Source organism: Pseudomonas baetica (genome assembly GCF_051216495.1).
In the GTDB taxonomy this organism is placed as follows: Bacteria; Pseudomonadota; Gammaproteobacteria; order Pseudomonadales; family Pseudomonadaceae; genus Aquipseudomonas; species Aquipseudomonas baetica_B.
The window spans coordinates 1-11637 of record NZ_JBPKAM010000074.1; the positions used below are offsets into that span (position 1 = coordinate 1).

Here is an 11637-nt window from a genome sequence, read left to right on the forward strand (position 1 = left end):
CCTCCCCCCTCCCTCCCCCTCCCCTCTTCCCCCCCCCCCCCCCCCCTCCCCCCCCCCCCGCCCCCCCCCCCCCCCCCCCCCCGCCAGACCAGACACCAACAAGTTGACTGGCTGCTGCCCGATTCTTGACCTGCGGTAAACATTGCTTTGCCCATCCAGCGGTTTTTCTCAGGGATGCCGACGCGGATACTCGCGCTCATTCCCACTGCAACCTCTGGAGTCATTCATGTCTATCCCTGCTTTCGGTCTGGGCACCTTTCGCTTGCAAGGCCAGGTGGTCATCGATTCGGTCAGTACCGGCCTGGAACTGGGTTACCGGGCCATCGACACCGCACAGATCTACGAAAACGAAGCCGAGGTCGGTGAAGCCATCGCCGCCAGCGGTGTTCCCCGCGAAGAACTGTTCATCACCAGCAAAATCTGGGTCGCCAACTTCGCCGGCGATCGCCTGATCGAAAGCCTGAAGGAAAGTCTGCAAAAACTGCGGACCGACTACCTGGACCTGACCCTGATCCACTGGCCGTCGCCTGAAGATGCCGTGCCGGTCGAAGAGTTCATGGGTGCCCTGCTCGAAGCCAAGCGCCTGGGCCTGACCCGCCAGATCGGCGTGTCCAACTTCACCGTCGACCTGATGAAACAAGCCATCGCCGCCGTCGGTGCCGAGAACATCGCCACCAACCAGATCGAACTGCATCCGTACCTGCAAAACCGCAAGGTTGTCGAGTTCGCCCACAGCCAGGGCATCCGGATCACCTCGTACATGACCCTGGCCTACGGCGAAGTCCTCAAGGACCCGGTCATCGCCCGGATCGCCGATCGCCTGCAAGCGACGCCGGCACAGGTCACCCTCGCCTGGGCCATGCGGTCGGGTTATGCGGTGATTCCTTCCTCAACCAAACGTGCCAACCTGGCCAGCAACCTCCAGGCCAGTGCCCTGACGTTGAGCGACGCCGACATGGCATCGATCTCAAGCCTGGATCGCGGCCATCGCCTGACCAGTCCGAACGGCATCGCACCGCTCTGGGATTAAAAGAAAGCTTCAGTCCTGCTCAAGACTCTGCTCCAGATGCGTCATGGCCTGATGCAACTGATCGACGGCTGCGTCGATCAGTGAGGCATCGCCCTTGGCGCACGCGCGCTCCAGTTGTTCGCAACACTCGACCAACCTGCCTGCCCGGACCATCTGCGCCCCGCCCTTGATACGGTGCGCCAGCGCCTGCAAACCGCGGTGGTTGCCACTGGCATGCACTTGCAACAGGCGTACGCGATCATCACGGTTGGTCACGGCCAGGTCCCGCAGCAGCTCTTCGATCAGTTCATTATCGACGCCCGTGTAGTGCCGCAACCCGCTCAGGTCGATATCGGCAGTGGGCACCGCTTCGACCACGGCTGTCGATTCCCTGGAAAACCGGTTGGCCAACCAGGCACTCAACTCGACCAGTCGAATCGGTTTGAACAGGCAATCGTCCATGCCGGCTTCAATGCAACGAATTTTCTCCTCGAGTTGCGCGTTGGCGGTGAATCCCAGGATCACGGTCGGCGAGCCCATCAGGAACCGCTCCTCATCTCGAATCGCACCCGCCAGTTCATAACCGCTGACCACCGGCATGTTGCAATCGGTGATGACCAGGTCGAAAGGCTGTTCGCGCCATTGCTCGAAACCTTGCTGACCATCCTCGGCGACCACGACCTGGTGCCCCAGGTAACTCAGTTGTCGCAAAAGCAACAAGCGATTGGCCGGGTAATCGTCGACCACCAGAATCCGCAGAGGGCAAGTCCTTGCCTGTGATTCGCTCCCGGAGTCTTCAATACCGGGCAGCGCGTGCAACGCGATCGCCTCAAAACTGATCTCCACACGCGTGCCACGCCCCAGAACGCTGTCGAGCTGCAAGTGCCCGCCCATCATTTCGCACAACGTACGGCTGATCACCAGCCCCAGGCCGGACCCCTGTCGCCCTGATTGCGGACTTTTGCCGGCTTGCACGAACGGGCTGAACAAGCGTCGCTGGTCAAAGTCGCTGATGCCCACCCCACTGTCCTCTATGCGCACACTGATCGCGAGGCGGTTCGGCGGCGCAGGCACGACCTGTAACTTCAGACTGACCTCGCCTTCGTGGGTGAACTTGATGGCGTTGCTCAGCAGATTGGACAGCACCTGCTTGAAACGTGTGGGGTCGATCAGCACGTCGCGATCACTGTGCGGGTCCAGTTCGACGCGCCATTGCAGATTTTTCTGCCGCGCCAGACCTTCGAAGACCCGGCACACGGACATCACCAGCGCATGCAGATTGGTCCGCTCCGGTGTCAGCGACAGGTGCCCTGACTCGATGCGGGCGATATCCAGAATGTCGCCGATCAATGCCAGCAACTGTTGCCCGGCATTGGACGCCACTTCGATGGCTGCGCGGTCGGTCACGCCCTCATCGGCCCGCTTCAGCGCCAGTTCGAGCATGCCGATCAAGGCATTCATCGGTGTGCGGATCTCATGGCTCATGGTCGCCAGGAACGTGGTCTTGGCCCGGTTGGCATCGTCGGCGGCGTCCTTGGCCTCCTGCAATTGCTGAAGCCACTGCTGGCGCTGGCGAATCTGCCGGCGCTGCCAGGCAATCCCGCCCAAGGCCAAAACAAGCAGGGCACCGGCGACGGCGAACGCCTGGAAAATGGTCTGACGGTGACGCAGCCAATAGCTCTGCTCCACCATCAAGTCATTGCGCCAGGGCAGTGTCAGCTCTTCGATTTCTTCAGGCGGGATACTCAGCAATGCCTTGTCCAGGATCGAATGCAATTCGGTCGCCTCGCGACTGGTCGCCAAGGTGCTGCGTGCCGGATCGGTGCCCACCGTGCTGGTCACTTGCAGGCGATCGCGGTATTGCCGGGAAATCAGGTAACGGGCACCGATCAATGAATTGATACTGCCATCGGCCTTGCCCTGGGCGACCATTTCCATGGCATCCGCCGACAGGGGCGCATCCACCGAGCGGATCAGCGGGAAGTGTTGCCGGACGAACTCGCCGGCCACATTGCCGAGGGTCATCGCCAGGGTTCTACCGGCCATCTCATCAAGCGTTCCGGGACTGTCCGGCGCCACGCGGGTGACCAGCACGGAAGGGCTGGTCAGGAAGGCCCGGGTAAACAGCAAGTCCTCTTCTCGCCGGGAGCTGAGGCCGATGCCGGCCAGCACATCGACCTCACCGCTTTTAATGCCCTTGACCATCTCGGCAACCGATTGCATGGCACGGATATCGAATTGCAGCCCGGTACGCAGGGTGATTTTCGTCAACACATCGACCCCGATCCCGCGGTACTTGCCCTCACTGTCGATGAAGGTGATCGGCGGAATGTTCTCGTTGATCGCCACACTGACGCGCGGGTGTTGATCGAGCCAGCGTTGCTCAGCCACGCTCAGTTGCAGCGATTGCGTGCCCGGCATCGACACCCCGCTCGCCCCCCAACGCCGCAGGATGTTCATTTGCTCATTGGTCGTGATCGCCGCCAACGCCTGGTTGACGATGCGCAACAACCGCCGGTTATCCCTGGCCAGGGCAAAGGCGAAGCGCCCCGACTCCATGCGCGAAAAGTCGGCCAGTTGAACATTGTTAAGATAATTTTTGCGAATCAGGTAGTGGGCGCTGATCGCATCGCCCAGATAGACATCCGCCTGCCCGAAGGCCACCGCGCCTACCGCCGCCAACGTCGAAGGGAAAAGCTGAACACGAGCCTCGGGATAGAATTGCCGCACGTATTGTTCGGGCAAGTAATGGTACAGCGTTGCCAGCCGCTTGCCGGCCAGTGTCGGGGATGGCAATTGCGGCGCATCCGTGCGGGTGACCAGGACCGGTTGATCGACCGCATAGGCGCTGGACATCTGTAGCTGCGAATCTCGCGCCTCATAGCTGTTGGCCGTTCCCAACAGATCCGCCGTCCCTTGCTTGATCGCCTCGACCGCCTCTGCTCGCGACTCGTAGCGCTGCACTTCGACCTCCACCTGCAACAACTGCCGGAGCAGGCCGGCGTAGTCCGCCGTCATCCCTTCAAGCGCCTGGCCAGTGGTGGTGATATCAAAGGGAGGGTAATCAGGGGCCGAGACGGCCAGTACCAACCGCTCCTTTTGCCGCAACCAACGAGCATCGTCCTGGGTCAGTTTGACGCTATAGCCTTCGGCACTGGAGCGTCCCAGCAACGTCAAGGCCTGGGGCTGCGCGCTGACAGTCGTTGCCCATAGGCAAATGCCCAGTACCAGCAGTTTTTTCAGGTAGCGCAGGTGTCGGAGGCTGTTCATTCAGATCAGGTGATTACGCAGGGCAAGATCACGCAGATGCACCGGCGACTCCACGTTGAGTTTTTCGATCAAGCGGGTTTTGTAGGTGCTGACGGTTTTGTGGCTCAAATGCAGATCTTCGGCAATGGACTTGTTGCTCATGCCCCGGGCCAGGTATTGGAAGATGGTCAGTTCACGGTCCGACAGGTTGTCGATCATCTGCTTTTCGCTACGCTGAAACGAGTTCACCGACACCGAGCTCGATGGGAGCTGGGAGAAATAGGTGTATCCCCCCCTCACGGCATGGACGGCTTTTTGCAGATGCTCCAAATCGTTGGTCTTGGCGACATAGGCCGCGGCACCGGCGCGCATGCAGCGATCCTGAAAGAATTCCGCTCGCTTGGACGTAAAGATCACGACCCGGCAGCCCGATTCGCTGGCCTGGATCCGCGCCAGCACTTCCAGCCCGTCGAGATACGGAATGTCCAGGTCCAGCACAACCAGATCCGGACTGTATTCACGAATCGCCGGCAAGACCTCGTTACCGCTTTCAGCTTCGTGGATGCACCTGAATCCTTCCTGCCTGAGTACGATTTTGACCGCGCCGCGAATCACCGGATGATCGTCCACAATCAGCACTGACTTCATGGCAACTCCTGGGCAAAAACTCGACGATGGGGGCAAGGTCCGAAATAAACGCAGTGGCTGCGCATAGACTCTTGCACGGAAAACCGGGTGGAACTACCTGACAGAAATGACAGTGCCGACGAACGGTGAATACAGATCCGCGAGCTTCATCACGCGCTGGATCGAGGTCAAATCCGGCAACAAGGCATGGCTCACCTGAACCTTTTGCTGCTCACAGGCGGGGAGCGGAGGCAGCCCCGCCTGCCGACCGTCGTAGATCAATACGCGCTTCAATTGAGGATGATCGAGGCAGAAATCCAGCAGATTTAGCCTGCTGCCCGTAAACGCGGCATTGATGACCAGCAGGTCGAATGGCTGGCTGGCGTAGTCCGCCAACGCCAGCAACTCTTCCAGGCTTTGCACCGGTGCCACCCGGAAATAACCGAGTTGATTGAACCAACGCTCGATGCGCAGCCGGTTAAAGTGTTGTTCGTCCGCGATCAGGATGCGTAATGACTTGTTCGACAACAGGGCCTCCCGCAAGCAGGTCCAATAAATGAGGGCGCAAGGCTACGGAAGACCTCCAGGGGTTTCTGTAGGACTTTTCCGAAATACCACGCCCCCATCTGGACGCAATGCTTCGTGCGGATGGCGTCGGTGATGCTGCCCACTGGTCCAGGGAGTAAACCCGGCCCTTTGTGGGAGCGAGCCTGCTCGCGATAGAAGTCAACGATAACGCGGGCTCTCTGAATGGTTGCGGTGTGCCAACGTTTTTCGCGAGCAGGCTCGCTCCCACAAAGAAACGGGCAGCATCATTGCCAGCCAAACCTCCGGATGTAAAACCCTTTCACCGCCTGTGTCAGGCCCATGTACGCCAGCAGGATCGCCGGCAGGAACACGAAGTACAGCGAGGGCAACGCCTGCAGTTTGAAGTAGTGGGCCAGCGGCCCCATCGGCAGGAAAATCCCCACGGCCATGATGAGTCCGGTCATCACCATCAGTGGCAGCGCCGCGCGGCTTTGCAGGAACGGTACCTTCGGCGTGCGGATCATGTGCACGATCAACGTCTGGGTCAGCAACCCGACCACGAACCAGCCGGACTGGAACAGGGTCTGGTGGTCCGGGGTGTTCGCATCGAAGACGTACCACATCACCGCGAAGGTGGTGATATCGAAGATCGAACTGATCGGCCCGAAAAACAGCATGAACCGACCAACATCCGCCGGCTGCCAGCGTTGCGGTTTTTTCAGCATCTGGGCGTCGACGTTGTCAAACGGGATGGCGATCTGGGAAATGTCATAAAGCAGGTTCTGCACCAGCAGATGCATCGGCAGCATCGGCAGGAACGGGATGAACGCGCTGGCCACCAGCACCGAGAACACGTTGCCGAAGTTGGAACTGGCGGTCATCTTGATGTACTTGAGCATGTTGGCGAAGGTCCGCCGTCCTTCCAGCACGCCCTCCTCCAGCACCATCAGGCTTTTTTCCAGGAGGATGATGTCCGCCGCTTCCTTGGCGATGTCCACGGCGCTGTCCACCGAAATGCCAATGTCGGCGGTACGCAGCGCCGGCGCATCGTTGATGCCGTCGCCCATGAATCCGACCACGTGACCGTTACCCTTGAGCAGGCGCACGATGCGTTCCTTGTGCGACGGCGTCAGTTTGGCGAAGACATTGGTGTGCTCCACCGCGACCGCCAGTTCGTCATCGCTCATGCGCTCGACGTCATTGCCCAGCAGAAGGCCTTGCTGTTCCAGCCCGACTTCGCGGCAGATCTTCGCGGTCACCAGTTCGTTGTCGCCAGTCAGCACTTTCACCGCCACGCCGTGTTCCGCCAGGGCTTTGAGCGCCGGTGCCGTGCTTTCCTTGGGTGGATCGAGGAATGCGACGTAGCCGATCAGGGTGAGTTCCTGCTCATCCGCCAAGCTGTAGGCGTCGCGTCCTGCACTCATTGGCCGCGCGGCCACCGCCACTACCCGCAACCCTTCGGCATTGAACGCGGCAGTGACCTGGCGAATCCGCGCCAGCAGTTCCTCGCTCAACGCTTCATCAAACTCGCCGTGACGCACCCGCTTGCACACCGCCAGCACCTCCTCGACGGCGCCTTTGCAAATCAACAGGTGCGGTTGCTCACGTTGGGCAACCACCACCGACATGCGCCGACGGGTGAAATCGAACGGGATTTCGTCGACCTTGCGAAACGCCGTGCCGACTTTCAATTGCCGGTGGATTTCCACGTGTTCGAGTACCGCAACATCCAACAGGTTTTTCAGGCCTGTCTGGTAGTAACTGTTGAGGTAAGCCATCTCCAGTACATCATCGGAATCATTGCCCCAGACATCGACGTTGCGCGCCAGGAAGATCTTGTCCTGGGTCAGGGTGCCGGTCTTGTCGGTACACAACACGTCCATGGCGCCGAAGTTCTGGATCGCATCCAGGCGTTTGACGATGACTTTTTTGCGCGACAGGAACACCGCGCCCTTGGCCAGGGTCGAGGTGACGATCATCGGCAGCATTTCCGGGGTCAGGCCCACGGCAATCGACAGCGCGAACAGCAGGGCCTCTGTCCAGTCACCCTTGGTGAAACCGTTGATGAACAGCACCAGCGGCGCCATGACAAACATAAATCGGATCAACAGCCAGCTGACTTTGTTGACCCCGTTCTGGAACGACGTCGGTGCGCGGTCGGTGGCACCCACCCGTTGCGCCAGCGCACCGAAATAGGTGCTGTTGCCAGTGGTGAGGATCAGCGCCATGGCCGTGCCGGACACCACGTTGGTGCCCATGAACAGAATGTTGTCCAGGTCCATTGGATTGAGGGTGTCGCTGCCCTGCAGACGGGGGAATTTTTCCACCGGCATCGATTCGCCGGTCATGGCCGCCTGGCTGACGAACAGGTCCTTGGCGCTCAGCACCCGGCAATCAGCGGGAATCATGTCGCCTGCGGACAACACGATCAGGTCCCCCGGCACCAGTTGCTTGATGGGCAATTCAAAGCGCTGGGCACCGTTGTTCTCCGGATCCCGACGCAGCACCGTGGCGGTGTTGCTGACCATGGCCTTGAGGGCATCGGCGGCCTGGTTGGACTTGGCCTCCTGCCAGAAGCGCAGCAAGGTCGAGAGCACCACCATGGAAAAAATCACGATGGCGGCTTTCATGTCTTCGGTCAGCCAGGAGATCACTGCCAGCAAGGTCAGCAGCAGGTTGAACGGGTTCTTGTAGCAGTGCCACAGGTGCGTCCACCACGGCAGCGGCTGTTCGTGCTCGACTTCGTTGAGGCCGAACCGGTCGCGCAGTGCTTCGGCTTCCTGTTCGCTCAAGCCATCGGTGTGGCTGCCCAGTCTGTCAAGCAACGGACCGGTGTCGCTGCTGGCGGCGTTGACCAGGATTTGCGCCAGGGTCGGCGGCACCTCGCGGCTGACCGTGGTGTCGGTGAAGGTTTCCAGCAGCGCCAGGCGGCGGAAGTGCCTGGCAATGTGGCGGGTGCGCAGGAATCCGGCGAAAAATTCCTTGAGCAGGGTCAGGTTCATGGCAGTTCCCCCCAGGGTCAGCCGGGAAACCGTCGAGCAGGCGTGTCGGTGCGCCGCGATGACGACAAAGAGTCGAACATCACGCACGGTTCAGCGTCGATGAGAGGGACGTCGGGACACGGTCCGGGAATGACCGTGATCGGGAAGCCGCTGCTCGCTTTTACGGCGAGACAACGGCACAAAAAAGACTGCGCGTTATCTGGCCGAGTATGTGCCGGTTATCGAAACCGGCCGACGACTGTCACTCGAACAAGTACCCACTGTGGGTCTCCGCTATTGATGAAAACGCGCGAAGCTTACGCCCCGGTTTTTGCAGAGTAAACGCGTTACAAAGTTTTGCAGGGGGAATCGCGGGGTTCTTCAGGAAGGGTTCAGGATTGAAGAATGTCAGTGTTTTCCGTGGCCCCTTCGCGAGCAGGCTCGCTCCCACAGGGGGTCTTCAGTGAACACGGAATTCGTGTGCGACAAAGATCCATTGTGGGAGCGAGCCTGCTCGCGAAAGCGACCTCACAGGCGCCTTAAATCTCAGCTGGCAGTCGCCAGGAGCAAATCCACCACCGAACGGCTATGCCCTCGATGCTTGCCATGGTCATACAACGACCCGGCAATCTCATCGGCCCGAATCGGCAGGATCGACAGCAAAGTGTCGCTCAAGCCGTGACTGGCCTGGCAGAAGCCCTGCATATAGATGCCAGCCTTGCAGCGCTCATCGGTGATCAGCTTGTAGTGGCGGTCGACTTCGAAATCGCCCAGGTACTGCGCAAGCGGGCCCAGCAACTTCCGGTGCATCTGGCGCTCGTAACCGGTGGCCAGGACCACGGCATCGTAGTGACGCACCGTGACTTCGCCGGTGGCGTTGTTGCGCACGGCCAGTTCGATGCCGCGCTCGGTGGCGGTGGCTTTTTCGATCGTGGTCAGGGTACGGAACACGTGGCGCGCGATGCCCGACACTTTCTGACGGTAGAAAATGCCGTAGATGCGTTCGATCAGGTCGATGTCCACCACCGAATAGTTGGTGTTGTGGTACTCGTTGACCAGTCGCTCACGCTCGCTGCTGTCCTGGTTGAACACAAGGTCTGTGAACTCCGGCGAAAACACTTCGTTGACGAACGGGCTGTCATCCGCCGGTTTCAGCGCCGAGCCGCGCAGAATCATGTCCACCTGCACCGACGGAAAGCTGTCGTTGAGGTCGATGAAGGCTTCCGCCGCACTTTGCCCGCCACCGATGATCGCGATGCTCATCGGTTGGTTGTTCACGCACGGCTGCTTGGCCATCTGCGCCAGGTACTGCGAGTGATGGAACACGCGACCGTCATCCTTGAGCGCCTTGAATGCTTCGGGAATCCGTGGGGTGCCACCGGCGCTGACCACCACCGAACGGGCGGTGCGCACATGTTGATGGCCTGTGGCATCGCGGGAAATCACCCGCAGCGCTTCGACCTGCTCCTTATGCAAAACGGGTTCGATAGTCAGCACTTCTTCGCCGTAGCGGCTCTGGCTTTCGAACTGCCCGGCGACCCAGCGCAGGTAGTCGTTGTACTCCATGCGGCACGGATAAAAGGTGCCCAGGTTGATGAAGTCCACCAGACGACCGTGGGCCTTGAGGTAATTGACGAACGAGTAAGGGCTCGTCGGATTGCGCAGGGTCACCAGGTCCTTGAGGAAGGAAATCTGCAGTTCGCTCTGGGTCGACAGGGTATTGCCGTGCCAGCTGTAGTGAGCCTGCTTGTCGAGGAACAGTACATCCAGCTCGCCCTGGGTCGGTCCGCGCTCTTGCAACGCGATGGCCAGTGCCAGGTTGGAAGGGCCGAAACCAACGCCGATCAGGTCGTGAACGAGGGGCGATGCAATTGCCTGTGTCATTTCCAGTGTCCTCTGGATGAACCCCACCGCTGCGGGGAATAAACCTAAATGACCTGACCGGCCTTGGACAGGACAGCAGATCGTCTGTTGATTAGGAACGAGGACAGTGAAATGAAATTTAACGAAGTTTTCACAAACCGCTGGGGATCAATGTGCATCCCATTGGCGCATGCGCACCCGGCAATGCTTCATCGCATTGACGATGTGCTTCTCCACCAGCGCCTTGGAAATACCCAGGCGTTCGGCGATCTGCGGGTGCGACAGGCCGTCGAGCTTGCGCAGCAGGAAACTCTCGCGGCACAGCCGCGGCAGTTCCGCCAGCGCGCGTTGGAGCATGTCCAGGCGCTGGCCGTGATCGAGGTTGCTTAAAGGAGAGGGACTGAAATAACGCTCTTCAGTGTCCAGTACGTCCAGTGGCTCGACCTGGCGCAAGGCATTGCGCCGGTGATCGTCGATCACCAGGTTCAGTGCGGTGCGATAAAGGAATGCGCGGGGCTGTTCGATCGGCGTGTCGCTGGAGCGTTCCAGGACGCGCAGATAAGCGTCATGCACCACATCTTCGGCCACCTGGCGGTTGCCGAGCTTGGCGTTCAAAAAACACACCAGCTCTCGATAGTAGTTTTCCAACATGACTCCCGTCCGCACGGGTGCGGTTTCTGTCCTTGAGCCTTACTTCGCGGTCACAAAACAGGCAGTGGCACGATAGTGGCAATTGAGGTGCGTAATTTATAGTAATTCTCATATAGATTTAAAGTGTTGCTTTGTGTTGGCCGACAAATTGTCGCTGACTATGGGCTTAGCGCTGTTCGTGAAGGCGGCCTGGTAGCCGACCTTTGGTTTGTTGACCGGGTACATATCCGTTTCTGCGGTAACGGCCACTTATGGTTTCGCCCTTACGGCGACTCACTTTTTCAAACGCCAAAAAGTAAGCAAAAGGCTTTGCCCCAGCGTACGGCACCTCGCTGAGGCTCGGTGTTCCCTCGCTACGGTGTCCATCAGGGGGCATCGCCTACGGTTTGCTTCGCTGCACCTCCTCTCGATGTGTGCGGCTTCGCCGCACGGCGCTACGCGCCTACCCCCCTGATGAACACCTACGCTCGGCCTGCCGAAGGGGCTAAAGATCAAAAGCCAGATCAAGATCAAAAGCCAAAGCCAAAGCCAAAGCAGATCGGGGATCCCTGTAGGAGCGAGCCTGCTCGCGATGGACGACGGAACACCACGGGGTGTCAGACTGCCAGCGTTATCGTTGACGACCATCGCGAGCAGGTTCGCTCCTACAGGGGCCCGCGCCAGCAGTCAGGTCGAGTGTCAGCTCGCCTCGGCGGATTTTGATCTTGATCCACCCGCCCCTTCGGGAGG

7 protein-coding genes are annotated in these 11637 nt (G+C 59.8%); 1 reads left to right on the forward strand and 6 read right to left on the reverse strand.

Features of this window, described 5'->3' with window-relative positions:
• Positions 1–226: 226 nt before the first annotated feature.
• Positions 227–1030, forward strand: a complete 804-nt coding sequence (gene dkgB, locus ACSFE6_RS22515) for a 2,5-didehydrogluconate reductase DkgB (protein ID WP_435429642.1) — start codon at positions 227–229, stop codon at positions 1028–1030.
• Positions 1031–1039: 9 nt separating this feature from the next.
• Here dkgB and ACSFE6_RS22520 read toward each other — a convergent pair whose 3' ends face one another.
• The 6 genes from ACSFE6_RS22520 to ACSFE6_RS22545 form a co-directional block, all read right to left on the reverse strand.
• The gene (locus ACSFE6_RS22520) at positions 1040–4279 is read right to left on the reverse strand and encodes a transporter substrate-binding domain-containing protein (RefSeq protein WP_435429643.1); all 3240 of its coding nucleotides are present in this window, start codon (positions 4277–4279) and stop codon (positions 1040–1042) included.
• Positions 4280–4906 carry a response regulator gene (locus tag ACSFE6_RS22525; RefSeq protein ID WP_435429644.1) on the reverse strand — a complete coding sequence of 209 codons (627 nt, stop codon included), beginning with the start codon at positions 4904–4906 and terminating at the stop codon, positions 4280–4282.
• Positions 4907–4999: 93 nt separating this feature from the next.
• Positions 5000–5413 carry a response regulator gene (locus tag ACSFE6_RS22530; protein ID WP_435429645.1) on the reverse strand — a complete coding sequence of 138 codons (414 nt, stop codon included), beginning with the start codon at positions 5411–5413 and terminating at the stop codon, positions 5000–5002.
• A 284-nt stretch (positions 5414–5697) separates the two neighbouring features.
• Positions 5698–8415, reverse strand: coding sequence for a magnesium-translocating P-type ATPase (gene mgtA / locus ACSFE6_RS22535; protein WP_435429646.1), 2718 nt, complete (start codon positions 8413–8415; stop codon positions 5698–5700).
• A gap of 525 nt (positions 8416–8940) precedes the next feature.
• Positions 8941–10278: a lysine N(6)-hydroxylase/L-ornithine N(5)-oxygenase family protein gene (locus ACSFE6_RS22540; RefSeq protein ID WP_435429647.1), complete on the reverse strand. Its 1338-nt coding sequence runs from the start codon at positions 10276–10278 to the stop codon at positions 8941–8943.
• 147 nt (positions 10279–10425) lie between these two features.
• Complete coding sequence (locus ACSFE6_RS22545) at positions 10426–10908, reverse strand: sigma-70 family RNA polymerase sigma factor (RefSeq protein ID WP_435429648.1); 483 nt, start codon at positions 10906–10908, stop codon at positions 10426–10428.
• Between the last annotated feature and the right edge of the window lie 729 nt (positions 10909–11637).

Excerpts from the sequence above, each read along its gene's own strand:
- dkgB (WP_435429642.1), top strand. The coding sequence starts at position 227 with ATGTCTATCCCTGCTTTCGGTCTGGGCACCTTTCGCTTGCAAGGCCAG.
- ACSFE6_RS22520 (WP_435429643.1), bottom strand. The coding sequence starts at position 4,279 with ATGAACAGCCTCCGACACCTGCGCTACCTGAAAAAACTGCTGGTACTG.
- ACSFE6_RS22525 (WP_435429644.1), bottom strand. The coding sequence starts at position 4,906 with ATGAAGTCAGTGCTGATTGTGGACGATCATCCGGTGATTCGCGGCGCG.
- mgtA (WP_435429646.1), bottom strand. The coding sequence starts at position 8,415 with ATGAACCTGACCCTGCTCAAGGAATTTTTCGCCGGATTCCTGCGCACC.
- ACSFE6_RS22540 (WP_435429647.1), bottom strand. The coding sequence starts at position 10,278 with ATGACACAGGCAATTGCATCGCCCCTCGTTCACGACCTGATCGGCGTT.
- ACSFE6_RS22545 (WP_435429648.1), bottom strand. The coding sequence starts at position 10,908 with ATGTTGGAAAACTACTATCGAGAGCTGGTGTGTTTTTTGAACGCCAAG.